The sequence below is a fragment of the Rhodococcus sp. PSBB066 genome, from assembly GCF_017068255.1.
Classification (GTDB): domain Bacteria; phylum Actinomycetota; class Actinomycetes; order Mycobacteriales; family Mycobacteriaceae; genus Rhodococcus; species Rhodococcus aetherivorans.
Genome location: NZ_CP070859.1, coordinates 5,968,632 through 5,991,456, shown reverse-complemented (window position 1 = coordinate 5,991,456; position 22,825 = coordinate 5,968,632). Strand labels below are relative to the sequence as shown.

General features: G+C 71.2%; 26 protein-coding genes. 17 read left to right on the top strand and 9 right to left on the bottom strand.

Annotated features, from left to right (window positions below):
• The first annotated feature begins 44 nt into the window (after window positions 1–44).
• On the top strand, window positions 45–623 hold the full coding sequence (locus JYA75_RS27330) for a TetR/AcrR family transcriptional regulator (RefSeq protein ID WP_006931853.1): 579 nt from the start codon (window positions 45–47) through the stop codon (window positions 621–623).
• The gene (locus tag JYA75_RS27325) at window positions 620–1,048 is read left to right on the top strand and encodes an HIT family protein (protein WP_006931860.1); all 429 of its coding nucleotides are present in this window, start codon (window positions 620–622) and stop codon (window positions 1,046–1,048) included. The genes JYA75_RS27330 and JYA75_RS27325 overlap by 4 nt, the downstream gene beginning before the upstream one ends.
• A 21-nt stretch (window positions 1,049–1,069) precedes the next feature.
• On the opposite strand, the gene JYA75_RS27320 is transcribed toward JYA75_RS27325, so the two are convergent.
• Window positions 1,070–1,258 carry a hypothetical protein gene (locus tag JYA75_RS27320; protein WP_029541253.1) on the bottom strand — a complete coding sequence of 63 codons (189 nt, stop codon included), beginning with the start codon at window positions 1,256–1,258 and terminating at the stop codon, window positions 1,070–1,072.
• 36 nt (window positions 1,259–1,294) lie between these two features.
• Between JYA75_RS27320 and JYA75_RS29165 the strand changes: the two genes are divergently transcribed.
• Window positions 1,295–1,621, top strand: a complete 327-nt coding sequence (locus tag JYA75_RS29165) for an adenosine-specific kinase (RefSeq protein WP_338020987.1) — start codon at window positions 1,295–1,297, stop codon at window positions 1,619–1,621.
• 59 nt (window positions 1,622–1,680) lie between these two features.
• Window positions 1,681–2,880 (top strand): serine hydrolase domain-containing protein, encoded by a 1,200-nt coding sequence (locus JYA75_RS27310; protein WP_161996378.1) that lies wholly within the window; start codon window positions 1,681–1,683, stop codon window positions 2,878–2,880.
• 72 nt (window positions 2,881–2,952) lie between these two features.
• Here the strand turns inward: JYA75_RS27310 and JYA75_RS27305 are convergent, their stop codons facing one another.
• Window positions 2,953–4,239 (bottom strand): MFS transporter, encoded by a 1,287-nt coding sequence (locus JYA75_RS27305; protein WP_202917287.1) that lies wholly within the window; start codon window positions 4,237–4,239, stop codon window positions 2,953–2,955.
• A 249-nt stretch (window positions 4,240–4,488) separates the two neighbouring features.
• Window positions 4,489–4,995, bottom strand: a complete 507-nt coding sequence (locus JYA75_RS27300) for a MarR family transcriptional regulator (RefSeq protein WP_029541264.1) — start codon at window positions 4,993–4,995, stop codon at window positions 4,489–4,491.
• A gap of 245 nt (window positions 4,996–5,240) precedes the next feature.
• Between JYA75_RS27300 and JYA75_RS27295 the strand changes: the two genes are divergently transcribed.
• Genes JYA75_RS27295 through JYA75_RS27260 form a run of 8 tightly spaced genes read left to right on the top strand, consistent with a single transcriptional unit; the run spans window position 5,241 to window position 12,796 of the window.
• Window positions 5,241–5,765: an MSMEG_0572/Sll0783 family nitrogen starvation response protein gene (locus tag JYA75_RS27295; protein WP_006931869.1), complete on the top strand. Its 525-nt coding sequence runs from the start codon at window positions 5,241–5,243 to the stop codon at window positions 5,763–5,765.
• Window positions 5,766–5,776: 11 nt separating this feature from the next.
• A complete protein-coding gene (locus JYA75_RS27290; RefSeq protein WP_161996376.1) occupies window positions 5,777–6,838 on the top strand; it encodes an MSMEG_0568 family radical SAM protein in 1,062 nt (353 codons plus the stop codon).
• Between the two features lies 1 nt (window position 6,839).
• Window positions 6,840–8,273 (top strand): MSMEG_0567/sll0787 family protein, encoded by a 1,434-nt coding sequence (locus JYA75_RS27285; protein WP_029541271.1) that lies wholly within the window; start codon window positions 6,840–6,842, stop codon window positions 8,271–8,273.
• Window positions 8,270–9,217: a carbon-nitrogen hydrolase family protein gene (locus tag JYA75_RS27280; RefSeq protein WP_006931873.1), complete on the top strand. Its 948-nt coding sequence runs from the start codon at window positions 8,270–8,272 to the stop codon at window positions 9,215–9,217. Before JYA75_RS27285 ends, JYA75_RS27280 begins: the two co-directional genes overlap by 4 nt.
• Window positions 9,210–9,554, top strand: coding sequence for an MSMEG_0570 family nitrogen starvation response protein (locus JYA75_RS27275; RefSeq protein ID WP_044475640.1), 345 nt, complete (start codon window positions 9,210–9,212; stop codon window positions 9,552–9,554). The genes JYA75_RS27280 and JYA75_RS27275 overlap by 8 nt, the downstream gene beginning before the upstream one ends.
• The gene (locus JYA75_RS27270; protein ID WP_029541279.1) at window positions 9,551–10,807 is read left to right on the top strand and encodes an MSMEG_0569 family flavin-dependent oxidoreductase; all 1,257 of its coding nucleotides are present in this window, start codon (window positions 9,551–9,553) and stop codon (window positions 10,805–10,807) included. The genes JYA75_RS27275 and JYA75_RS27270 overlap by 4 nt, the downstream gene beginning before the upstream one ends.
• Window positions 10,808–10,817: 10 nt before the next feature.
• Window positions 10,818–11,666, top strand: coding sequence for a carbon-nitrogen hydrolase family protein (locus JYA75_RS27265; protein ID WP_006931879.1), 849 nt, complete (start codon window positions 10,818–10,820; stop codon window positions 11,664–11,666).
• Complete coding sequence (locus tag JYA75_RS27260; protein ID WP_065923012.1) at window positions 11,663–12,796, top strand: MSMEG_0565 family glycosyltransferase; 1,134 nt, start codon at window positions 11,663–11,665, stop codon at window positions 12,794–12,796. The genes JYA75_RS27265 and JYA75_RS27260 overlap by 4 nt, the downstream gene beginning before the upstream one ends.
• On the opposite strand, the gene JYA75_RS27255 is transcribed toward JYA75_RS27260, so the two are convergent.
• Window positions 12,775–13,482, bottom strand: a complete 708-nt coding sequence (locus JYA75_RS27255; RefSeq protein WP_029541286.1) for a response regulator — start codon at window positions 13,480–13,482, stop codon at window positions 12,775–12,777. The two genes, JYA75_RS27260 and JYA75_RS27255, sit on opposite strands and share 22 nt — an antisense overlap.
• Window positions 13,483–13,484: 2 nt before the next feature.
• Window positions 13,485–15,110 carry an ATP-binding protein gene (locus JYA75_RS27250; RefSeq protein ID WP_065923011.1) on the bottom strand — a complete coding sequence of 542 codons (1,626 nt, stop codon included), beginning with the start codon at window positions 15,108–15,110 and terminating at the stop codon, window positions 13,485–13,487.
• Window positions 15,111–15,177: 67 nt separating this feature from the next.
• On the opposite strand from JYA75_RS27250, the gene JYA75_RS27245 reads away from it, so the two are divergent.
• Genes JYA75_RS27245 through JYA75_RS27230 form a run of 4 tightly spaced genes read left to right on the top strand, consistent with a single transcriptional unit; the run spans window position 15,178 to window position 18,629 of the window.
• Window positions 15,178–16,167, top strand: a complete 990-nt coding sequence (locus tag JYA75_RS27245) for a tripartite tricarboxylate transporter substrate-binding protein (RefSeq protein ID WP_006931886.1) — start codon at window positions 15,178–15,180, stop codon at window positions 16,165–16,167.
• The gene (locus JYA75_RS27240; protein WP_006931888.1) at window positions 16,164–16,688 is read left to right on the top strand and encodes a tripartite tricarboxylate transporter TctB family protein; all 525 of its coding nucleotides are present in this window, start codon (window positions 16,164–16,166) and stop codon (window positions 16,686–16,688) included. Before JYA75_RS27245 ends, JYA75_RS27240 begins: the two co-directional genes overlap by 4 nt.
• 1 nt (window position 16,689) lies before the next feature.
• Window positions 16,690–18,240 (top strand): tripartite tricarboxylate transporter permease, encoded by a 1,551-nt coding sequence (locus tag JYA75_RS27235; RefSeq protein ID WP_006931890.1) that lies wholly within the window; start codon window positions 16,690–16,692, stop codon window positions 18,238–18,240.
• Window positions 18,237–18,629, top strand: coding sequence for a universal stress protein (locus JYA75_RS27230; protein ID WP_029541295.1), 393 nt, complete (start codon window positions 18,237–18,239; stop codon window positions 18,627–18,629). The genes JYA75_RS27235 and JYA75_RS27230 overlap by 4 nt, the downstream gene beginning before the upstream one ends.
• Window positions 18,630–18,652: 23 nt before the next feature.
• Here JYA75_RS27230 and JYA75_RS27225 read toward each other — a convergent pair whose 3' ends face one another.
• The 4 genes from JYA75_RS27225 to JYA75_RS27210 all read right to left on the bottom strand — a co-directional run bounded on the left by JYA75_RS27225 (window position 18,653) and on the right by JYA75_RS27210 (window position 20,899).
• Window positions 18,653–19,342, bottom strand: a complete 690-nt coding sequence (locus tag JYA75_RS27225) for an alpha-ketoglutarate-dependent dioxygenase AlkB (protein ID WP_161996680.1) — start codon at window positions 19,340–19,342, stop codon at window positions 18,653–18,655.
• Window positions 19,318–19,578 (bottom strand): Ada metal-binding domain-containing protein, encoded by a 261-nt coding sequence (locus JYA75_RS27220; protein ID WP_006931895.1) that lies wholly within the window; start codon window positions 19,576–19,578, stop codon window positions 19,318–19,320. The genes JYA75_RS27225 and JYA75_RS27220 overlap by 25 nt, the downstream gene beginning before the upstream one ends.
• Window positions 19,575–20,303: a 2OG-Fe(II) oxygenase gene (locus tag JYA75_RS27215; protein WP_161996681.1), complete on the bottom strand. Its 729-nt coding sequence runs from the start codon at window positions 20,301–20,303 to the stop codon at window positions 19,575–19,577. Before JYA75_RS27215 ends, JYA75_RS27220 begins: the two co-directional genes overlap by 4 nt.
• Before the next feature lie 158 nt (window positions 20,304–20,461).
• Window positions 20,462–20,899: a winged helix DNA-binding protein gene (locus JYA75_RS27210; RefSeq protein WP_006931898.1), complete on the bottom strand. Its 438-nt coding sequence runs from the start codon at window positions 20,897–20,899 to the stop codon at window positions 20,462–20,464.
• Window positions 20,900–20,975: 76 nt separating this feature from the next.
• On the opposite strand from JYA75_RS27210, the gene JYA75_RS27205 reads away from it, so the two are divergent.
• Entirely contained in the window at window positions 20,976–22,811 is a 1,836-nt protein-coding gene (locus JYA75_RS27205) for an ABC transporter ATP-binding protein (protein WP_180987026.1), read from the top strand.
• Window positions 22,812–22,825: the final 14 nt, after the last annotated feature.

Genomic DNA, 22,825 nt, shown 5'->3' with positions numbered 1-22,825 from the left:
TGTTGGCTGGGAAGCCGGGTAATGCCGTACGAATTCGGGATGCGGTGCGGACACGAGCCGCGCTGCTCGACGCCGCGACGGAGGTCTTCCTCCGCGACGGATACGCCGCGGCGGCGACCGAGGAGATCGTCGCTGTCGCGGGCGTGACCCGCGGGGCGCTCTACCACCACTTCGCGAACAAGCGGGACCTGTTCCGCGGCGTCGTGGAACGGATGCAGGTGGAGACCGAGGAGACGCTCGCGGCGATCGAGGGGAACGATCCGTGGGACTCGTTCACCGCGGCGGTGCTCGCCTCGCTCGACGTCGTGTACGACCCGGCGATCCGCCGATTGCTGCTCATCGAGGCTCCCGCGGTGCTGGGCTGGGCGGAGGTGCGGGAGGGGCACCGCAAGAACACCATCATGATCACCGAGCGCGCGCTGCGGGCCATCGCGCGGCGCAGCGGTGAGCCGGCCCCGCAGTCCTCGGCGCTGGCGCACATGATCGTCGCGGCCGTCGAGGAGGCCATGCTCTACCTCGCCCACAGCGACGACCCGGTCCGCGAACGGCCGGAGGTGCAGGCGCAGCTGCTGCAGCTCCTCGAGGGCGTCCGGCGGCCGGCACCCGTCCAGGAGAGTGCGTGAGCGACTGCGTGTTCTGCGCGATCGTCGCCGGCACCGCGCCGGCGAGCATCGTGCTGGACGAACCGGACGTGTTGGCGTTCATGGACATTCGCCCGTTCACACCGGGACACCTGCTGGTGATCCCGAAGCGTCACGCGTCCGGTCTCGCGCACCTCGATCCGCAGGACGGCGCGCGGGTGTTCGACGCGGGCCGGCGCATCGCCACCGCACTGCGCGCGAGTTCGCTCCCGATCGAGGGGGTCAACCTCTTCCTGGCCGACGGCGTCGCCGCCGGCCAGGAGGTGTTCCACGTGCACCTGCACGTCGTTCCGCGGCGTCGCGGCGACGGGTTCGGGCTGCGGGCGGTGCCGCGCACCCCGAACCGCACCGTGCTCGACGGGACCGCCGAGACGATCCGCGCGGCGCTGAGTGTGGGTTCCGATTGAGGCCGGGTGAATCCTCCGGACTCACCCGGCCAGATCGTCCGGGCCCACTTCGTCGTCACGCCACGCCGACGCGCTGACGCCCTGGCCCGACCGCAGCCACAGGATGCCAACGGTCAGGGCCGAGGCGAGCGAGCCGACGAGGACGACAGCGCGGCCGGAACGTCCGCGCCTGCGGAGCCGGCTCACCGGGGAACGGGAGGAATCGGTCACCGCACCATCCTCCCTCATCCCTGATGCGGCGGACATGTGCCCGATGGGCGCCTGCCCCGGCCGGCGACTGCATTGCCCTCGTCTCCCGGGCGCGGGAGACTGTCTGTGGACGGCGACCCGGCGAGTCGCAGGCGTTCGAGGAGGCGGTCGTGGAGTTGCAGATCGTGGCGGTCGACGAGTCGGACGACACGAACGTCGTCGTCGGACCGGCCGTCAAGACCGGTCGAGATCATCGTCGCCGAGACGGAACTCGGCCGGGAGATCGCCGGGATGATCGACGGGCGGCCGCCTGCCCGCGTGGAGTCGAGTTCCGACGTCGCCGACCGTAAAGCCCTGCTGCGCACGATCGGCTACAAGCTGTGAGCGGCCCCGTGCCGGACCGTCGGTAACCGGGTGCCGAGCCCGCGCGAGAGGAGACGACCGTGTCCGCTCGAAAGTCCGTACATCCGGGGATTCACGGATACGCGCGCGGCGACTTCGCGGCCGTACGGCAGGCGTTCGCCGAGAACTTCGCCCGCCGTGGGGAGTTGGGCGCTGCCTGCTGCGTCTACTACCGCGGCGAGAAGGTGGTCGATCTGTGGGGCGGGGTACGGGACAAGGCGACCGGCGAATCCTGGGAACGGGACACCATGACGCTGGTGTTCTCCGCCACGAAGGGGATGGCCGCCATGACCGTCGCGCTGGCCCATTCCCGTGGATGGCTCGATTTCGACGAGCGCGTCTGCACCTACTGGCCCGAGTTCGCGCAGAACGGCAAGGAACGGATCACCGTCCGCCAACTGCTGGCCCACCAGGCCGGGCTGTTCGGTTTCGACGAGCCGGTGGATGTCGGGGTCATCGCCGATCCGGACCGGCTGGCCGCGATCATGGCTCGCCAGAGACCGGAGTGGGAGCCGGGGGCGCGGCAGGCCTACCACGCGATCAGCCTCGGCTTCTATCAGGGTGAACTCGTTCGCCGGGTCGACCCGCAGCACCGCACGCTGGGGCAGGTCTTCCAGGACGAGATCGCGACCCCGCTGGGGCTGGAGTTCTACATCCGTCTCCCGGCCTCCGTTCCCGACGCCCGACTTGCCCCGCTGGTGATGCGGAACCCCTTCCTGAACCTCGCTGAGCTGTCGCCGCGGCTGTTTCCGGCGTTCCTGAACAAGCGGTCGGTGTTCTACCGCTCGCTGGTCGCCAACCCGGGAACGCTCGTGGCAATGGACGCGGACACGATCTACGCACGCGATCTGGAGGCACCGTCCGGCGGAGGCGTGGGCACGGCACGCGCCCTGGCGCACGCCTACGGCGTCCTGGCCACCGGCGGTGCGGAACTCGGCATGCGCCCGGACACGCTGCACGAACTGACGGCCCCGCCGGTGCCGCCCCGGAACGGATTCCACGACGCGTGCATGCTCGGGGACATCCGGTTCTCCCTCGGTTTCATGCGCCCGAGTCCCGACTGGTCTTTCGGCGGGCCCCGGTCGTTCGGCGCGCCCGGTGCCGGCGGCTCCTTCGGCTACGCCGATCCGGATGCCGGGATCGGCTACGGCTACGTCTGCAACCGCATGGGCAAGTCTCGAAACGATCCGCGCGACGTCGCTTTACGTGCCGCGATGACCCGCGCCGTAACGTCGACCTGAGCCGGGGCGGTCGCGTACCCGGCCCCGGGGGGTCGATCGAAAGACCCCTCCGGAGAAGGTGTTCGGCGGATGTCAGGCCTTCGACAGCGCCGTCGAGTGGGGTTCGGTGTCGACGCCGGGGATGCCGCGCCCGCGCAGGGAAGCCCCGGCCGTCTCTGCCACGAAGTACAGCGCGACGAGGCCGACGACGCATGCCCCCATCATGTAGAAGGCGGGCACCAGGTCGTTGCCGGTCCGTTCCACCAGCCACTCGTTGACCGCCGGTGCGGTCCCGCCGAACAGCGACGTCGAGACGTTGTAGGCGATCGCGAAGCCGGCGAAGCGCACGTGGGTGGGGAACATGGCCGGGAATGTCGCCGAGATGGTCGACAGCTGCAGGACGTACAGCAGACCGAGGACGGTGAACGCGACGATCGCCCACCCGAAGCTGATGCTCATGAGCTTGTACATGGGAACCGCGAAGAGCAGCAGGCCGCCCATCGAGATCGTCCACATCGGCTTGCGGCCGATCCGGTCGGACAGGGCGCCCGCGAACGGGATGACGGCCATCATCGCGAGCTGGCCGATCACGACGAGGAACAGCGACGCGGTGTTCGACAGTCCGATGCGGTTCTCGAGGTAGGTGGGCATGTAGCTCAGCAGGGTGTAGTTGCAGACGTTGAGGGCGACGACCAGGCCCATCAGGGTCAGGATGGGCCGCCGGTACTGCACGAGCAGGTCCTTGAACTGCGTGCCGGTGTCGTGCTCGACGGCGCCCTCGGCTTCGAGTTCCCGGAACACCGGGGTGTCGTCGAGCCTGGACCGCAGGTACAGGCCCACCAGGGCGAGCGGTCCGGCGACGAAGAACGGCAGACGCCAGCCCCACGTGCTCATGAACGCGTCGGTGGAGACCAGGTCGACGAACAACACGATGAGCGCGCCGAACGAGAACCCGCCGAGGGTGCCGAACTCCAGGAAGCTGCCGAAGAACCCGCGCTTGCGGTCGGGGGAGTACTCGGCCATGAACGTCGCGGCGCCGCCGTACTCGCCGCCGGTCGAGAAGCCCTGGATCATGCGCAGCAGAACCAGCAGCAGCGGCGCCCAGAACCCGATGGACGCGTATGACGGGACGGCGCCCAGCAGGACGGTCGCGGTGCCCATCAGGATGATCGTGAGCGCGAGCACCTGCCGGCGGCCGAGGCGGTCGCCGAGGGGGCCCCACACCAGCCCGCCGAGGGGACGGACGAGGAAGGACACGGCGAAGACGCCGAGGGTGAGCAGGGTTGCCGACTCGAGATCGTCGGGGAAGAACGCGTCGGCGATGTAGGTGGCGGTGTAGGCGTACACGCCGTAGTCGAACCACTCGGTGAAGTTCCCCATGGCAGAGGCGCTGATGGCGCGCCGTAGATGCCCCGGTGGGACCTCCTGGGGCTCACCCTTCCGGCCGGCGTTGGTGGTGCTCACGACACTTCCCTTCGTTCGGACAACCGTCCCTGCGTACCCACAGAGCGCACGCGGGATCCGGTCGATGCGACGATGGAGAGAGTTCGTTACTGTTCCGTAATTGTTCTTCTGGGGTTTCCCGCATGGTGGACGCCGCCGCGCACGGGGGTGGGGGGTGCGAGCGGTTCAGTCGTGGTCCAGCGCGCCGGCCTTCAGCGCCGCGGCGTTGATGCGGGTGAGCACGTCGTGCAGTTCCTCCAGCTCGGCCAGGCTCACGCCGAGCTTGCGGACGACCGTCTCCGGGACCGTCGCGGCCCGCGCCCGCAGGGCCCGGCCTTCGTCGGTCAGGTCGACGACGAGTTGCCGCTCGTCCAGCGGGCTGCGGGTGCGGGTGATCAACCCGGTCGACTCGAGCCGCTTGAGCAACGGCGACAGGGTGGGGGAGTCCAGCTGCAGGGCCCGGCCGATCTCCTTCACCGACATCGGGGCGTCGCCCCACAGGGCCAGCATCACCAGGTACTGCGGGTGGGTCAGGCCGAGCGGCTCGAGCACCGGCCGGTACACCGAGAGCACCGCCCGGTTGGCGACGGCGAGCGCGAAGCAGACCTGACGGTCCAGGGCGAGCGGGTCGTCCGTCGCCCTCGCCGACCCGGCTTCGACCCCGGCCGACTGCGGGCGGGCCTCCGTGCTCATGGTCTCGATGCTACCCAACCGGTGACCTGCCCATTGCCGTCGCCTCGCACCCGCTGCCGCGCCCCCTCCCGGCGGCGGTGTTACGCGGCGATGACGGGATTCCGGCCGATGTGAGCTCCACGAAATGCGGCGTTGTTCCAGGGATGACCAACGCGAAATCGACTGCACGTCTACTGATTGCAGGCCGCAGCCGGGCGAGATCACCGGCGCGCCCGCCGAATCCACCGATCTCCGAGGAGAACTCAGTGACCGACATCGAGCAGACCATTGCCGACAACATCGCCAGGTCCCTGGCCGAGATCCCCCATCCGGCACTGCCCAAGGGCACCAACCTCTACGGCTCGACCAAGATCTTCCCCGACTATCGGGCCGAGGACGGCGAGTGCTACTTCACCCTCGTGCACGGCATCGCCCACGAGTCGTCGGTGAGCTTCGTCGCGGTCCTGCAGGCCACGCGCGCGCTGCGCAAGGGCTTCGAGTCGGCCATCTACTTCTACGGCACCGGAGCGATGAATGCCGTTGCCACACGCGGCTTCCCGACGACAGGTGACAACGGGTTCCCGGGTGAGCAGAACATCAACGACGCGCTGACCACCTTCATCACGGAGGGCGGCAAGGTCTTCGTGTGCCGGTTCGGCCTCGCGCTGCACGGGCACCGGGAGGAGGACCTGATCGAGGGCGCCATTCCCGCCCACCCCCTGGACGTGCAGGACGCGATCATCCACTACGCCCGCAAGGGCGCCATCATCAACTCCACCTACATGGTCTGAAGGGTGACACCATGAGCGGTCTCTCGACCCGGGTCGACCTGGCCGTCCGCGGCATCCGGTCCCTCGAGGCGCCGGTGCACAGGCGTTCCGGCGCCGGCCCGAGCGACGACGGGCACGTCCTGATCGGCGGGGTGGGCGGCGCGATCCCGATCCGGTCCGACAGCCCGTACACGGTGGACGGCACCCGGCTGCTGCTGGACGGAACGGACACGGGCCTCGACGTCGAGCCGGTGCGCCGGCCCAGGTTCTACGACCTGCAGACCGCGGACGGCGTCTCCTACGAGAAGATCGCCCGCCTGCACGGCGCCGACGTCCTGGCCACCACCGTGGTGCAGACCTGTATCCGGTACGACCCCGACCAGCGCTGCCGCTTCTGCTCGATCGAGGCGTCGCTGGCGGCGGGTTCGACGGTCGCGGTCAAACGTCCCGAGCAGCTCGCCGAGGTCGCCGCGGCCGCGGTCCGCCTCGACGGGGTCACCCAGATGATCATGACCACGGGCACCTCCGCCGGGACGGACCGGGGCGCCCGCCACCTGGCCCGCTGCGTGCGCGCGGTCAAGGCGGCCGTGCCGCACCTCGCCGTCCAGGTGCAGTGCGAACCGCCCGGCGATCTCGCCACCCTCACCGATCTGCGCCGGGCGGGCGCCGACTCGATCGGCATCCACGTCGAATCCCTCGACGACGGCGTGCGCCGGCGCTGGATGCCGGGCAAGGCGACGGTTCCGCTCGCCGAGTACCGGGCGGCGTGGGCCGAGGCCGTGCGCGTCTTCGGGCGCAACCAGGTCTCCACCTACCTGCTCGTCGGACTCGGCGAGGACGCCGACGAACTCGTCGCCGGTGCAGCCGAACTCATCGCGATGGGGGTCTACCCGTTCGTGGTGCCGTTCCGACCCCTCGCCGGCACCCTCGCCGTCGACGTCGACGGGGCGACGGCCCCCGACGCGACGCTGCTCGAGGACGTCACCCGGCGCGTCGCCGCGCAGCTGCGGGCGGCGGGCATGGCCGGCTCCGACCAGAAGGCCGGATGCGCCGCGTGCGGCGCGTGCAGCGTGCTGCAGAACGCGGGAGGCTGACATGACATCCGAATCCGGTTCCCGGACCACCGAACTGTTCGACCCCGCGGTGCTCGCCGGTCCCGCACCGGCGCCGCCGCCCGGCTTCCTCGTGCGCGCGGCGGCCCACGCCGGCGACGTGGCCGCCTACCACCGGCTGCGCCGCGAGACGTTCGTGCTCGAGCAGGGACTGTTCGCGGGCAGCGACCGGGACGACCTCGACGACGATCCCCGCACCGTCGTCCTGGTCGCTGCCGCACCCGACGGCGCCGTCCTCGGCGGGGTGCGGCTCGCCCCGGCCACCGACGGCGTGGACCTCGGCTGGTGGACCGGCAGCCGCCTGGTCGTCGACAGCCGCAGCCGCCACGGCGGCGGCATCGGCCGGGCCCTCGTCCGCGCGGCCTGCGCGTACGCCGAGTCCCACGGCGTGCTGCGCTTCGACGCGACCGTGCAGGCACCCAACGAGCCGATGTTCACCCGACTCGGTTGGGTCCGCCGGGACGACGTCGTCGTCGCCGGTGCCCCGCATGTGCTGATGCAGTGGCCGCTCGACCGCATCGAACGGCTCGTCCGGTCCACGAAATCGGTCCTGGCGCAGGTCTTGGCGCCGTTGGACCGGGATCCGGACGGGCTCGGTGGCAACGGGTTTCGTGGCGACGACGGTGCGCCCGTCCCCGGCAGCGACCTCGTCGCGGCGTGCGACGCGATCGTGCCGGCGATGGTCCAGCGCGATCCCGAGTGGGCGGGCTGGTGCGCGGCCCTGGTCAACCTCAACGACCTGTCCGCGATGGGTGCGACGCCGGTCGGGATGCTCGACGCCGTCGGCGCCCCCAACCGCTCGGTGCTCACCCGCGTGCTCCGCGGGCTGGCGCACGCCGGCCGGATGTGGAACGTGCCGATCCTCGGTGGCCACACCCAGCTCGGCGTCCCCGCCGCGCTGTCGGTCACCGCGCTCGGCGCGGCGGCCGAGCCGATCCCGGCGGGCGGTGGCTCCGCGGGCCACGACCTCCGCCTCACCGTGGACCTGCGCGGCCGGTGGCGACCGGGATACACCGGACAGCAATGGGATTCCACCTCGACGTGCACGTCCGAGGAGCTCGCGCTGCTCGGGTCCTTCGTCCGCCGCGCGCGGCCGGCGGCGGCCAAGGACGTGAGCATGGCCGGACTCGCCGGCACCGTCGGGATGCTGGCCGAAGCGAGCGGCGTCGGCGCCGTCCTCGACGTCGCGAGGATTCCCCGGCCGGCGGGCCCGACGATGGGCGACTGGATGGCGTGCTTCCCGGGCTTCGCGATGGTGACCGCGGACCGGCCCGGACGCCCCACGCCGCCGAGCGGACCGGCCGTGTCCGCGGTGTGCGGGGAACTGACCACACGACCGGGGGTCGGCCTGCGCTGGCCCGACGGCATGATCACGAACGCGGTGCACGGCACCGTCACAGGATTGGGAAGAGCATGAGCGAGATCGGAATCTCGGTCGCGGCGGCGGAATTCGGCCGCGACATGGAGCAGTCCTACGCGACGATCGCGGCACTGATCGACCAGGCCCGCGCCCGCGGCAGCGACCTGCTGGTGCTGCCCGAAGCGTGCCTCGGCGGGTACCTGCCGAGCCTCGGCGGTGGCGACGAGAGCGAGGCGGCGCGGGAGCGGCGCCTGCGCGCGCTGCCGCCGGCGCTCGCACTCGACGGACCGGAACTGCGGCGGGTCGTGGACCTCGCCGGCGACCTCGTGGTGACCCTGGGCTTCTGCGAAGCCGACGGGCCGACCCGCTACAACGCGGCCGTGACGCTGCACGGCGACGGCATCCTCGGCTCCTACCGCAAGGTGCACCAGCCGCTGGGCGAGAACCTCTGCTACGACGCCGGCGACCGCTACGCGGCGTTCGACACGCCGATCGGCCGGATGGGCATGCAGATCTGCTACGACAAGGCGTTCCCCGAGGCGGCCCGCGCCCTGGCGCTCGACGGCGCGGAGATCGTCACGTCGCTGTCCGCCTGGCCGACGGCCCGGACCGCGCAGGCCGCCGCTCTCGCGGACGATCGGTGGACGCAGCGCTTCGACATCTACGACCGGGCCCGGGCCACCGAGAACCAGGTGGTGTGGGTGGCGTCCAACCAGGCCGGCACCTTCGGGTCGCTGCGGTTCGTGTGCAGCGCCAAGATCGTCGGGCCGGGTGGGGAGATCCTGGCGACCACCGGCACCGACCCCGGCCTCGCGTCCGCCCGGCTCGACGTGCGCGCCGAACTCGACGCGATCCGCGGCGGCGGCATGTACAACCTGCGGGACCGGCGGCCCGAGGTCTACGGCGACGTGGTGGCCCCCAACCTGGTGACCGGGACGCAGCTGAGCCGCGAGCAGCGGCCGGCGTCCCTCCGCGGGGCAGGGGTGCCGGCCCATGCCTGAAATGACCTACACGGTGCGGTGGCCCGACGGCCGCGCCGGCGAGTACTACTCGCCGTCCCTGGTGATGCACGACCATCTGACCGCGGGCGCGGAGTACGCCGTCCGGGACTTCGTCGACCGCACTCGCCTGGCCCTCACCGAGGCGAGCGAACGCGTGCGCGCCAAGTTCGGCATGTACTGCACCTCCGCGGCCGCGACGCTCGCGGAGATCGAGGCGGCGGCCGGTCGTTACGAACCCGATGCCGTCGTGCGGGTGCTGGCCCTGGATCCGCCCACCGTCGACGCCGCGCCGGGCGGCGCCGGCGCAGCCCACCGACCGGAAGGAACAGTCCGATGATCGAGAACCGTGACGTCGTCGTCGTGGGCGGGGGCCAGGCCGGTCTGTCCGTCAGCTGGCACCTCGTGCAGCGGGGCATCGACCATGTGGTGCTCGAACGGGACGGCATCGCCCACGAGTGGCGCGACAGCCGGTGGGACAACTTCACCCTCGTCACCCCCAACTGGCAATGCAACCTGCCCGGCTACAGCTACCGCGGCGACGATCCGGACGGGTTCATGACCCGCGACGAGACGTACGCGTTCGTCCGCGGCTACGCCGGCACCTTCCACCCGCCGGTGCGCGAGGGCGTCGCGGTCACGTCGGTGACGCAGGCGGCCGGCGGCGGCTTCGATGTGCAGACCACCGCAGGCCCGATCCGGGCGCGGCAGGTCGTCGTCGCCACCGGCGGCTACCACGAGCCCGTGGTGCCGCGGTACGCGGAGAAGCTGCCCGCGCACCTCACCCAGCTGCACTCCTCGCGGTACAGGTCGGCGTCCGCGCTGCCGGACGGTGCGGTGCTGGTGGTCGGCAACGGGCAGTCCGGCGCGCAGATCGCCGAGGACCTCATGCTCGCCGGCCGGCAGGTCCACCTGGTGACCGGGAGCGCACCGCGGGTGGCGCGGTTCTACCGCGGGCGGGACTGCGTGGCCTGGCTGCACGACATGGGCACCTATGACGTGCCCATCGCCGAACACCCCGGCGGAACCGCCAAACGGGAGAACACCAATCACTACGTCACGGGCCGCGACGGCGGTCGCGACATCGACCTGCGGTCCTTCGCCCTCGAGGGGATGCGCCTCTACGGCAGGCTGCTCGGTGTGGACGACGGAGTGCTGCGTGTGGCGCCCACCCTCGGCGCGTCGCTCGACGCGGCCGACGCCGTGGCCGAGAGCATCAAGGACATGATCGACGACCACATCGCGCGGGAGGGCATCGACGCCCCGCCGGAGGAGCGGTACGTCCCGGTGTGGCGACCCGCCGAGGAACCCACCGGCCTGGACCTGGACACCGCCGGGATCGGCTCGGTGATCTGGTCGATCGGATTCCGGACGAACTACCGCTGGCTGCACGCCGGGGTCTTCGACGGTGCCGGTCTGCCGTGCCACAATCGGGGCGTGACCTCGGTGCCCGGCCTGTACTTCCTGGGCCTGCCCTGGCTGCACACGTGGGGATCGGGACGGTTCGCCGGAATCGCGCGCGACGCCGAACACCTCGCGGACCGGATCGAGCTCGAGGCCGGACTGCGGGCCTCGATCGGCGCCCCGGCCTGACGGGCGCCGCATGACGCGCATCGCCGCCCTGGCCGGTCACTTCGGACGCGACGTGCCGCGGGCCCTGCTCAAACTGGAGACCCTGATCGAGTCCGCGCGACGGGACCGCATCGAGCTGCTGGTGCTGCCCGACGCGTGCCTCGGCGGGTACATCTCGGACCTGCGCCGGCCCGACCCGGACGACCTGCCGCCCGCACTGTGGCGGGACGGACCCGAACTCGACGCGCTCGCCCGGATGGCGGGCGAGATGACCGTGTGCGTCGGCTACACCGAACGGGACGGGGATCTGCGGTACAACGCCGCCGCCTGCGTCACCGGCGACGGGATTCTCGGCACCCACCGCAAGGTGCACCAGCCGGCCGGGGAATTCCTCGCCTACGCGCCGGGCGACCGGTTCGAGGCCTTCGACACCCCGGTGGGCCGCATGGGGATGCTGATCGACTACGACAAGACGTTCCCCGAGTCCGCCCGCACGCTGGCGCTGGACGGCGCACGGATCGTCGCCGCGCTGTCGGCGTGGCCCGCGAGCGTCACCGACCGGGCGGCCCGGCTGCCGCAGGACCGGCAGTCCCGGCTGTTCGACCTGTACGACGCGGCCCGCGCCGCCGAGAACCAGGTCGTGCTCGTCTCGTCCAATCAGACCGGGATGCAGGGCGGCATGCGCTTCCTCGGGCAGGCGAAGATCGTCGGCCCGGGTGGCGAGGTGCTCGCCCGCACGGGCACCAAGGGCGGGCTCGCCGTCGTCGACATCGACGTCGAGGTCGAGGTGGAACGGGCCCGCCGGGTGCTGCACCACCTGGCCGAGCGGCGCGTGGACACCTATCGGGGACTGCTCGACGAGAAGGGGGACATCGGGTGAGGATCGCTCTGCTCACGTACTCCACCAAGCCGCGCGGCGGTGTCGTCCACACCCTCAATCTTGCCGAGGCCCTGGCCCGGACGGGCCACGACGTCGCCGTGTGGACGCTCGGGCGCGGCGGCGACGACGGGTTCTTCCGCGCCGTCGACCCGGCCGTGCGGGTGCGCGTCGTCCCGTTCGCCGGGGTGGAGGGGGAGGGGGTCGGGGAGCGCATCATGCGTTCGATCGCCGCGCTCGGCGCGGCGTTCACCCCCGGCAGGTACGACGTGGTGCACGCGCAGGACTGCATCAGCGCCAACGCCGTCGGAAACCGGTGCATCCGCACGATCCACCACCTCGACCGGTTCACCACGCCGCAGCTCGCCGCCTGTCACGAACGGGCCGTCGCCGAACCGTATGCGCGGATCTGCGTCTCGCGTGCGGTCGCCGAGGAGGTCCGCGCGGGCTGGGGTTTCACGCCCACGGTCATCGCCAACGGCGTCGACGCGCACCGCTTCTCGCGCGCCGAGCACGACAGGGCGGCGCGGGCCCGGTGGCGGGCGCAGCTGGGGGAGTACGTGCTGGCCGTCGGTGGCATCGAGCCCCGCAAGGGCAGCATCGATCTGGTGGAGGCGTTCGCCCTGCTGCGCCGTGAGCGGCCCGGGATGCGGCTGGTGTTCGCCGGCGGCGAGACGTTGTTCGACTACCGGCCGTACCGAGCCGAATTCGACCGTCGCTGCACGGAACTGGACGTGGATCCGACGATCCTGGGGACGGTGGCCGAGGACGCGCTGCCGGCGTTGGTCGCGCAGGCGTCGGTGTTCGCGTTCCTGTCCACGAAGGAGGGCTTCGGGCTCGCCGCGATGGAGGCCCTGGCCGCCGGAGTGCCCGTGGTGGCGCGGGATCTGCCGGTGCTGCGCGAGGTGTTCGGCGACACCGTCCGGTTCGCGTCGACGCACCGGGGGATGGCCGGCGCCCTCACCGAGCCGCCCGACGCCGCGCGGACACACCGGGGGCGGGCGCTCGCCGCGGCCCACACCTGGGACGACGCGGCGGCCGCGCACCTCGCGTTCTACCGCTCCGTCGTGCACCTGCAACCCGCGGAACACTCACGGGATGCGGCCCGGGGTCAGTGCCCGGCGGGCCGGTAGCGGCGGACCGGCCGGCCGGTGCCGCCGTATTCGAGACGCAGTTCGAGCAGGCCTGCGTCCAGGTAGTGCTCGAGGTAGCGGCGCACGCTCACCCGCGACAACCCGGCCAGCTCCGCGCACTCGGTGGCGGACAGTTCGCCGCGGGCGCGGACCGTGTCGAGGATCAGCCGGCCGGTTTCGGCGCTCAGTCCCTTCGGCAGCCGTACGGGTTCGGCGGCCTTGCCGCCGGCACCGAACAGGGAGTCGATGAACGTCTGGTCGGCGCTCGTCTGGGTCGCGAGCTCGTGCGCTCGGCGCCGGAAGTGCTCGAGCTTCTCCCGGAGCTGCGCGTACTCGAACGGCTTGACCAGGTAGTCGGTCGCTCCGCCGTGCAGGGCGCGACCGACGGTATCGATCTCCCGGGCGGCGGTGATCATGATGACGGCGACGGCGTCGCCCTCGGCGCGCAGCCGCTGAAGGACGTCGAGTCCCGACATGTCGGGCAGGTAGACGTCGAGCAGGAGGAGGTCGGGTGCGGTGGTCCGCGCGGCGTCGAGCGCCTCCGCGCCGCTGTGTGCCACCGCAACCGTGGTGAATCCCTTTGTCCGGTCCACGAATCGACGGTGGATCTCCGCGACCATGAAGTCGTCGTCCACGACGACGACCTTGTGCGTCGCCGCCTCGTCCGATCCTGGACGGTCGTGCATGGTCAGCCATCCTTACTGCGCGGGATGTGGACGGTGAACAAGGCGCCGCCGGTGACCGGGGCATCGGAGACGGTAGCCGATCCGCCGTGCTGGGCGCTGACCAGTCGCACCAGCGCCAGTCCGACCCCGCGTCCCCCGGGCGTGTCGGGTTTGGACGTGACGCCCCGGGCGAAGATCTCCTCCCGCAGGGAATCGGGCACGCCGGGACCCGAATCGGCGACCTCGACCGTGATGCCGTCGGAGTCGGTGATGCGGACGGAGATCCGCGCGTCCCGCCCGCCCTGCGACACGTCGACGGCGTTGTCGACGAGATTGCCGAGGACGGTGATGACGTCGGTGGCGAGTTCGGGGTCGAGGGCCCGCAGGCGCGAATCGGGCTCGAGGACCAGGGTCACTCCGGTCTCCGCGGCGAGCGATGTCTTCGCGATGAGCAGGGCGGCCACGGCGGGGTCGGAAATACGCTGCGTCACAGCGTCACTGATTTCCGCTCGGCGCCTGGTGAGAGTTCCGACGAAGTCGGTGACGGCGTCGTAGTCGCCGAGTTGGGTGAGCCCCGAGATGGTGTGGAGCTGATTGGCGAATTCGTGGGTCTGGGCCCGGAGGGTGTCGGTGACACTCTTGTGCGACGACAGCTGGCTCTGCAGCGACGCCAGCTCGGTGCTGTCGCGCATCGTGGTGACGGTGCCGATCCGCTGTCCCCGGCTCGTCGCGGTCCGGCGACTGAGCGCCAGCACCCGGGACGCCGTCGACAGCACGACGTCGCCGCTGTCGTCCCCGCTGAGCAGGTACTGACGGACCGCGGGTTCGAGGTCGACGTCGTCGACGCGGCGGCCGACGGCGTCCGCGGTGAGGTCGAGCAGCTCCTGTGCGCTGTCGTTGAGAACGGTGATGACGCCCTCGGTGTTCACCGCCACCACGCCCTCGCGGATGTTGTGCAGCAGCGCCTCGCGGTGGTCGGCGAGGTTGGCGATCTCGGCGATCTCGAGCCCCCGGGTGTGGGTCTTGATCCGTCGCGACAACAGCCACGAGCCGAGGAGCCCGAGCCCGGCGCCGATGCCGAGATACAGCAGCAACCGGGCTCCGGCGCTGCTGAGGAGGTCCCACAGGGACGGGTAGTCGTCGCTCACCGCCACGATCGCGAGCACGGACCCGGCCGGCGACAGGATCGGGACGTGTCCCGCGATGGCCCGACGGCCGTCGACGACCACGTCACCGGACCAGGCCCGGCCGCTTGCCACGTCGCTGGCCCCGAGTTCCGCAGCCGCGCCGAGCCGGGTCGGGTCCGACGACACGAGGACCGTGCCGTCGGCGGTCACGATCTCGGCGAGCGTCGCCCCGGACAGGTTCACGGCGCGGTCCACTTCGGGCGCGAGAACCGTGCCGGCGGACGGTGCGGACAGCAGTTCCCGCACCACGGGCGTCGAGGCCACGTTCTCGGCGACCGCGATCATCCGCTGACCCTGCAGGTCGCGGAATCCGACGGTCGACTGGTGCACCGACACCGCGGCGACCGCCAGCAGCACCACCGCCACGACGGCGAGCTGAAGGAGCAGAACCTGCCCGGCGAGGCTGCGGATACGGAGGGGACGTGGTGACCACAATGAACTCAAGTTCCGTTTCGTACTCAAGAGTGACGTGACTCACTGACGGGTTCAGTATTGCCGAAGGTCACATTTTTCGGCGAAAGAAGGAACGATGTCCAGGACAGCCGGCGGAGGCCGCGTACGTGCGGTCCTACTGCTCGTGCTCGCGGGGATTCTCGTTGCCGGATGCGGCGTCACCCGCGGCGAGGACGAGGGTCTGCACCGGGTGCGGATGATGGTTCCCAACAGCCCCGGCGGAGGCTACGACCTCACCGCCCGGACGGCGGTGAAGATCATGGAGGACGACGGCATCACCGGCCGCGTGGAGGTCTTCAACGTCATCGGCGCAGGCGGAACGGTGGCGATGGCCCGGCTCATGAACGAGGCGGGCAACGACGACCTCATGATGATGATGGGCCTCGGGGTGGTCGGCGCCGGCTACACGAACGGCTCGACGGCCCGGGTGTCCGACGCTACGGCCCTGGCCAGGATGGTCGAGGAGCAGGAGGGCATTCTCGTCCCCGCGGACTCGCCGTTGCGCACCGTCGACGACTTCGTCGCCGCGTGGCGCGCCGACCCGTCGGCGATCACGATCGGCGGTGGATCGTCACCCGGAGGTCCCGACCACCTGTTCCCGATGGAGACGGCACGTGCGGTGGGAGTGGATCCGAAGGCAGTGAACTTCGTGTCCTACGACGGCGGCGGTGATCTGCTGACCGCGCTGCTCGGCGAGAAGATCACCGCGGGCACGTCGGGGCTCGGCGAGTACGTCGACCAGATCGAGGCGGGCCAGGTCCGGGTCCTCGCGGTGTCGGGCAACGAGCGCGTTCCCGGCATCGACGCACCGACGCTCCGTGAGGCGGGCATCGATCTGACCTTCACCAACTGGCGCGGAATCCTTGCGCCGCCCGGAATTTCGGACGAGGCCAAGGCGGCAATGGTGGAGGCGCTCGCGAAGTTGCACGACACCCCGGCATGGAAGGAGGCTCTGGTGAAGAACGGGTGGAGCGACGCGTTCGCGACCGGACCGGAGTTCGAGCGGTTCCTCGAAGAGCAGGACGAGCGGGTTTCGTCCACGCTGTCCGAGCTGGGGCTGGCATGAGTACGCGGGCAGCGGCCGATGCGACGCCGGCCCGCCGGATGAAGGATCCGGCCCAGTTCGTCGTCTGCGGTGTGCTCGTGGCGGTGGGAGTCTTCCTGATCGTCGACGCGCTCACTCTGACAGCGGGTTTCGTCAAGGTCGACCCGGTGGGGCCTCGGCTGTTCCCGATGGTCGTCGGCACCGGACTCGTCGTCTGCGCGGTGGCGCTCGCAGCGGCGATCCTGTGGGGATCGACCGGCGAGGAGGACGGCGGAGAGGACGTGGACCTGTCGTCGCCCGGGGACTGGCGCACGGTCGGGCTGCTGGTCGCGTTGTTCGTCGCGACGATCGCCCTCGTCGGCCCGCTGGGGTGGGCGATCACCGGAACCCTGTTGTTCGCCGGCGCCGCGACGGTCCTGGGAAACAGGCACTACGTGCGCAGTCTCGTGATCGGGGCGGTCCTCGGGTTCGGCAGCTTCTACGCATTCTACGTCGGGCTCGGAATACCGCTGCCCGCAGGCATTCTGGACGGAATTCTGTGACATGGACACATTGACCTGGCTGCTGCAGGGGTTCGAGCAGGCGGCGACCCCGATGAACCTGCTCTACGCGTGTCTCGGTGTCCTGCTGGGGACCGCGGTCGGAGTACTGCCGGGCATCGGGCCCGCGATGACGGTGGCGCTGCTGCTGCCCGTCACCTACAACGTGAGCCCGAGCGCCGCGTTCATCATGTTCGCCGGCATCTACTACGGCGGAATGTACGGCGGGTCGACGACCTCGATCCTGCTCAACACCCCGGGGGAGTCGTCCTCCGTGATCACCGCGATCGAGGGCAACCGGATGGCGAGAGCCGGGCGCGCGGCGCAGGCCCTCGCCACCGCCGCCATCGGCTCGTTCGTCGCCGGATCGATCGGCACGATGCTGCTGGTGCTCTTCGCTCCCGCGGTGTCGCGCTTCGCCGTGACTCTCGGTGCGCCGTCGTATCTGGCGATCATGCTGCTCGCGCTGGTCGCCGTCACCGCCGTCCTCGGCAGTTCCAAGCTCCGGGGCTGCATCTCGCTGTTCCTGGGCCTCGCGATCGGACTGGTCGGAATCGACTTCCTCACCGGGCAGCCCCGCGCCACCTTCGGCATTCCGCAGCTGTCCGACGGCATCGACATCGTCGTCGTCGCGGTCGCGGTGTTCGCGGTCGGTGAGGCGCTGTGGGTGGCCGCGCACCTGCGCCGCCGCCCCGCCGAGGTCATCCCGGTCGGCCGTCCGTGGATGGGCCGCAGCGACTGGAAGCGGTCGTGGAAGCCGTGGTTGCGCGGCACCGCATACGGATTCCCGTTCGGCGCGCTGCCGGCGGGTGGTGCCGAGCTGCCGACCTTCCTCTCGTACATCACCGAGAAGAAGCTGTCGAAGCACAAGGACGAGTTCGGCAAGGGCGCCATCGAAGGCGTCGCGGGACCGGAGGCGGCGAACAACGCCTCCGCGGCGGGCACCCTCGTGCCGATGCTGTCGCTGGGTCTGCCGACCAATGCGACCGCCGCGGTGATGCTGACCGCCTTCGTGTCGTACGGAATCCAGCCCGGGCCGACGCTGTTCGAGAAGGAACCGCTGCTGATCTGGACGCTGATCGCGAGCCTGTTCATCGGCAACTTCCTCCTGCTCGTCCTCAACCTTCCCCTTGCCCCGCTGTGGGCCAAGCTGCTCCGCACGCCCCGGCCGTATCTGTATGCCGGCATCCTGTTCTTCGCCGCGCTCGGCGCGTTCGCCGTCAACCTGCAGTGGCTCGACCTCGCCCTGCTGCTGACGTTCGGCCTGCTCGGGCTCATGATGCGCCGGTTCGGTCTTCCGGTCCTGCCGTTGATCATCGGGGTGATCCTCGGGCCGCGCATCGAACGCCAACTCCGCCAGAGCTTGCAGCTCGGGGGCGGCGACTGGGGCAGCCTCGTCACCGAACCCGTCGCCATCGTCGTCTACATCGTCATCGCACTGCTGCTCGTCGCGCCGCTCGCCGCCCGGTTCGTCCACTCGCGCCGGCCTGCCGTGATTCCGGCCGGCACCCCCGGTGACGACTCCAGCGAGACCCGAGAGAAGGCCCACGCATGATCGTCGTCGGATTCACCCCGGACCGGTACGGCGGAGCCGCCGTCGACCACGGCATCGCCGAGGCCCGGTTGCGCGGCACCTCACTTCTCGTGATCAACACCTCCAGGGGCGATGCCCTCGCCGACCGGTCGTTCGCCGCCCGGGCACAGCTCGAGGCGCTGGAGGAGAAGTTGTCCGGAAGCGGCGTCGAGCACGAGATCAGGCAGACGGTCGGCGACGAGACCGTCGACGTGATCCTGGACGCCATGGAGCCCGACGAGGCGCAACTGCTGGTGATCGGGGTCCGCGACCGCACACCCGTCGGCAAGTTGCTTCTCGGCAGTACCGCCCAGCGGCTGCTGCTGTCCTGCCGCAAACCGGTGCTGGCGGTCAAGCCCGAGGAGGGGTGAGGCTCCTCGCCGCTCCGGGTAGCTCACCCGCCGAGCCCGGTGACCCGCATCGTGAGGTTGAGCCGGCCCCGCGTCATCCCCGACGCGGGGTCGGCCGTGCCGGGAAAGACTTTGGGCACACCGTGATACGCGAGCCGCGACGGACCGCCGAACACGAACAGGTCGCCGGATTCGAGCCGGACGTCGCGGTGGGGCCGGCCGCGGCTCTCGGTGTTGCCGAACCGGAAGGTGCACGCGTCGCCGATGCTGAGCGACACGATGGGGGCGTCGCTGCGTTCGTCCTTGTCCTGATGCATGCCCATGCGGGCGTCGCCGTCGTAGAAGTTGATCAGCGCGGTGTCGGGGGTGTAATCGTCGCCGGCGTGCGGGTCGTCGTACGCGGCGACGAGGGCACGCCGCCCGAGGTCGCCCAGCCGGTCCGGGAAAGGGGCGACGGGAGCGTCGTTCACGTCCACCGCGGTGCGGGTGTAACGGTACGGCGACCAGTGCCACCCGAGGCAGACGGTCTGCACCGACATCCGGCCCCCGCCAGGCAGGGCGGTGTGACGGATCGGCACGGGCCCGCGCGCCCAGTCCCGGCAGGCGGCGACGAGGCGGCGTTGCTCCTCGACGTCGAGCCAGCCGGGCACGTGCACGGCGCCCGGGGCGATCTCGACGCGGGCGCGCGGCACGGGGAACAGGGCGTCGCTCACGGGTGCCGCCTCGTCTGCCATTCCCGGTAGCGCCCCGGAAGGCACACCGCGCACGGGCGGTATCCGGCTGCGACGGCATCGGATTCGTCGGCGAAGAAGACCCGGTCCCGGACGTACCCGCCGCGGGCGATCGCCCGCAGCGCCGCGCGGCAGTCGAGGCGACCGTAGATCCGGCCGCGCCGGTGCCCACCGACGGACCCGGGGATCGGGCTGCGGTAGGGACGGCCGTCCGCGCCGAGCAGCGTGTAGCCGGTCATCGGGCGTCGTGCAGGACGAGGCCGAGGGTGCGGCGGACGCCGGCGCGGACGGTGCTGACCCCGTGCCGGACGGGGGAGCGGGTCCAGCCGCGCGCGGAGGGGGTGGGCCGGTCGCGGGTGGTGAAGATCAGCCCGTGACCCTGCTGCAGCACGGTGACGGTGCCGCGGGACTGTGCGCGGGCGCGTTGCTCGACGAGGAGGAACTCGCCGCCGAGGTGGTCGTGGCCGGGCCGGTCGAGGCCGATCACCACCTGCAGCGGGAACACCAGGTCGCCGTAGAGGTCGCGGTGCAGGGCGTTCCAGTCGCCGGTCGTGTAGCGCAGCAGGATGGGCGTCGGCCTGGCCTGTCCGGCGGCGTGGCAGGCGTCGAGCCAGTCGCCGAAGTCGTCGGGCCAGGGCGCCGGGTCGCCGAGCCGCTGCGCCCAGTCCCGTGCGACGGGCAGCAACCGGTGGTAGAACGCCGCGCGCAACCGGGTGATGCCCTCGGGTACGGGGTCGCCGAAGTAGCGGTAGGTGCCCTTGCCGAAGCGGTGCCGTTCCATGTCGATCGTGCTGCGGAAGCGGCGGTCGTCGTCCCACATCGCGGCGACGCGCGCGCACTCGTCCGCGGTGAGCAGCGGCCCGGTCTGCGCGCACCCCGTCGCGTCGAGTTCGGCGACGAGCGCCGGCCAGTCCTGAGCATCGACCCGCGCGGTGAGCGAGTCGGTCCGGTTCCCGGTGGTCATGGTTCCTCCTCCGCCCGGGCTGTCCCACCCGGCCCACCGGGTAGACGTCCGTCGGGCGGGGAACGTGAGATCCGAGCGGGAGGTTGTCGCGCCGAGGGGGCGGTTGTCGGGCACGCCACTCGCACGTTGCCACAACAACCTCCCCTTCGTCGCGGGAGTCACCCGTCGGCGAGCTTGGTGAGGAGGCGGGCCAGTTCGGTGCGTTCGGGGCCGTCGAGGTGGGCGAAGAACTCGGTGGCCTCGGCGTCGCGGGCCGCGTCGAGTTCGGCGGCGATGCGACGGCCCTCGTCGGTGAGGTGGACGCACACGGCGCGACGGTCGGCGGGGTCGGCGACGCGACGGGTCAGGCCCCGGGCCTCGAGCCGGTCGATCACCTCGGTGGCCGATCGCGGCGCGATGCGCAGCGCCTTGGCGACGTCGCCGAGGCGCAGCGGCTGAGCGGAGTGGCCGACGACGTGCAGCGCGCGGTGCTCGTGCGGGGACAGTTCCCACGGGACGAGGGTGGCGTGCCAGCGGCGTCGCAGCGTGCGGGTGGCCGTCATCAGCAGGTCGCGCAGCGCCGGGTCGGTGGGGGCGTCGGACATGATGCGGATCATACCTCACTTGACGGCTGCCTCTTAGTGAGGCAACCTCAACAAGTACGTTTCGTGCCTCACGAAGGAGGTGATGGGCATGATGCAGCCTCCGCCCGGCGGCGGGCCGGGACCGATGCGGCACGCCAAGCCCGACCCGCGCGACCGCGCCCAGCTCGAGGAATCCCCCGTGAGCGTGCGCCGCATCGGCGCGCTCTTCGCGCCCTACCGCTGGCAGGTCGCGCTCGTCGTCGCGCTCATCGTGGTGTCGTCGGTGATCACGCTCGCCAACCCGTTCCTCGTCCGCACCCTCATCGACCACGCGATTCCCGACCAGGACGTGCCGTTGCTGCTCGGCGCCGTCGGCGCGATGCTCGCCGTCACCGTCGTCGCCTCGATCCTCGGGGTGGTGCAGACGTGGATCTCCACCACGGTGGGCCAGCACGTCATGCACGACCTGCGCACCCGCGTGTTCGACCACCTGCAACGGCAGTCCCTCGGCTTCTTCACCCGCACCCGCGGCGGGGAGATCCAGTCACGCCTGACCAACGACATCGGCGGCATGCAGAACGTCGTCACCTCCACCGCCACCTCGATCGCCGCCAACGTCACCACCGTCGTCGGCACGGCCGTCGCGATGGCGGTGCTCAGCTGGCGGCTGTCGCTGCTGTCCCTGCTGGTGCTGCCGCCGGCGATCTGGCTCACCCGCAAAGTCGCCCTGATGCGCCGCGAGATCACCGCCGTGCGCCAGCGTCGCCTCGCCGACATGCAGACCCAGATCGAGGAGAGTCTCTCGCTCAGCGGCGTCCTGCTCGGTAAGACCCTCGGCACCGGCCCGGCCATGTCGACACGCTTCGCCCGCACCTCCACCGAACTGGCCGACCTCGAGGTCCGTTCCCAGCTGTCCGGTCGCTGGCGCATGGCCACGATGAACATCGTCTTCGCCGCCATCCCCGCCCTGCTCTACCTCGTCGCCGGCCTGCCCGCGACGTCGGGCGGGATGACCATCGGCACCCTCGTCGCCTTCACCGGCCTGCAGGCCACCCTGTTCCGGCCGCTGATGAGCCTGCTCGACGTGGGCGTGTCGGTCACCGGTTCGCTGGCGCTGTTCAGCCGCATCTTCGAATACCTCGACCTGACCGTCGAGATCGGCGAACCCGCGAACCCGGTGCGGCTCGACCTCGACCGGATCGCCGGCGCCGTGCGGTTCGACGACGTCCGCTTCCGCTACGACGGCGCCGACCGGGACGCGCTGGCCGGCATCACCCTCGACGTGCCCGCCGGCTCACACGTCGCTCTCGTCGGCGAAACAGGTTCGGGAAAGACGACTCTCGGGTCGCTCGTCGCGCGGCTGTACGACCCCACGTCGGGGCGGGTGACGATCGACGGCGTCGACGTGCGCGACCTTCCGCTCGCCGACATCGCGAGCCTGGTCGGGGTCGTCTCCCAGGAGACGTACCTGCTGCACGCCACGGTCCGGGAGAACCTGCGCCACGCCAAGCCCGACGCGACGGACGCCGAGATCGAGCAGGCCGCCCGCGCCGCGCACATCCACGAGCTCCTGTCCTCGTTGCCGGACGGCTACGACACCGTCGTCGGGGCGCGCGGACACCGCTTCTCCGGCGGCGAGAAGCAGCGCCTCGCCATCGCCCGCACCCTGCTGCGCGACCCGCGCATCCTGGTGCTCGACGAGGCGACGAGCGCGCTCGACAACGAGACCGAACGCGCGGTGCAGCAGGCCCTGGACGCGGCCCGCCGCGGCCGCACGACCCTCACCGTCGCGCACCGCCTCTCGACGATCCGCGACGCCGACACGATCGTCGTCCTCGACCGCGGCCGCATCGTGGAGCAGGGCAGCCACGACGAACTGCTCGCCCGCGGCGGCAGATACGCCGCGCTCGCGGCCCGCACGGAACCGCAGGAAGTCGGCGTGTAAGCGGCGCTCCCCGC

Excerpts from the sequence above, each read along its gene's own strand:
- JYA75_RS27305 (WP_202917287.1), bottom strand. The coding sequence starts at position 4,239 with ATGGGGAACTTCACCGAGTGGTTCGACTACGGCGTGTACGCCTACACC.
- JYA75_RS27300 (WP_029541264.1), bottom strand. The coding sequence starts at position 4,995 with ATGAGCACGGAGGCCCGCCCGCAGTCGGCCGGGGTCGAAGCCGGGTCG.
- JYA75_RS27290 (WP_161996376.1), top strand. The coding sequence starts at position 5,777 with ATGAGCGGTCTCTCGACCCGGGTCGACCTGGCCGTCCGCGGCATCCGG.
- JYA75_RS27285 (WP_029541271.1), top strand. The coding sequence starts at position 6,840 with ATGACATCCGAATCCGGTTCCCGGACCACCGAACTGTTCGACCCCGCG.
- JYA75_RS27280 (WP_006931873.1), top strand. The coding sequence starts at position 8,270 with ATGAGCGAGATCGGAATCTCGGTCGCGGCGGCGGAATTCGGCCGCGAC.
- JYA75_RS27275 (WP_044475640.1), top strand. The coding sequence starts at position 9,210 with ATGCCTGAAATGACCTACACGGTGCGGTGGCCCGACGGCCGCGCCGGC.
- JYA75_RS27270 (WP_029541279.1), top strand. The coding sequence starts at position 9,551 with ATGATCGAGAACCGTGACGTCGTCGTCGTGGGCGGGGGCCAGGCCGGT.
- JYA75_RS27265 (WP_006931879.1), top strand. The coding sequence starts at position 10,818 with ATGACGCGCATCGCCGCCCTGGCCGGTCACTTCGGACGCGACGTGCCG.
- JYA75_RS27255 (WP_029541286.1), bottom strand. The coding sequence starts at position 13,482 with ATGCACGACCGTCCAGGATCGGACGAGGCGGCGACGCACAAGGTCGTC.
- JYA75_RS27245 (WP_006931886.1), top strand. The coding sequence starts at position 15,178 with ATGTCCAGGACAGCCGGCGGAGGCCGCGTACGTGCGGTCCTACTGCTC.
- JYA75_RS27240 (WP_006931888.1), top strand. The coding sequence starts at position 16,164 with ATGAGTACGCGGGCAGCGGCCGATGCGACGCCGGCCCGCCGGATGAAG.
- JYA75_RS27235 (WP_006931890.1), top strand. The coding sequence starts at position 16,690 with ATGGACACATTGACCTGGCTGCTGCAGGGGTTCGAGCAGGCGGCGACC.
- JYA75_RS27230 (WP_029541295.1), top strand. The coding sequence starts at position 18,237 with ATGATCGTCGTCGGATTCACCCCGGACCGGTACGGCGGAGCCGCCGTC.
- JYA75_RS27225 (WP_161996680.1), bottom strand. The coding sequence starts at position 19,342 with ATGGCAGACGAGGCGGCACCCGTGAGCGACGCCCTGTTCCCCGTGCCG.
- JYA75_RS27220 (WP_006931895.1), bottom strand. The coding sequence starts at position 19,578 with ATGACCGGCTACACGCTGCTCGGCGCGGACGGCCGTCCCTACCGCAGC.
- JYA75_RS27215 (WP_161996681.1), bottom strand. The coding sequence starts at position 20,303 with ATGACCACCGGGAACCGGACCGACTCGCTCACCGCGCGGGTCGATGCT.
- JYA75_RS27210 (WP_006931898.1), bottom strand. The coding sequence starts at position 20,899 with ATGATCCGCATCATGTCCGACGCCCCCACCGACCCGGCGCTGCGCGAC.
- JYA75_RS27205 (WP_180987026.1), top strand. The coding sequence starts at position 20,976 with ATGATGCAGCCTCCGCCCGGCGGCGGGCCGGGACCGATGCGGCACGCC.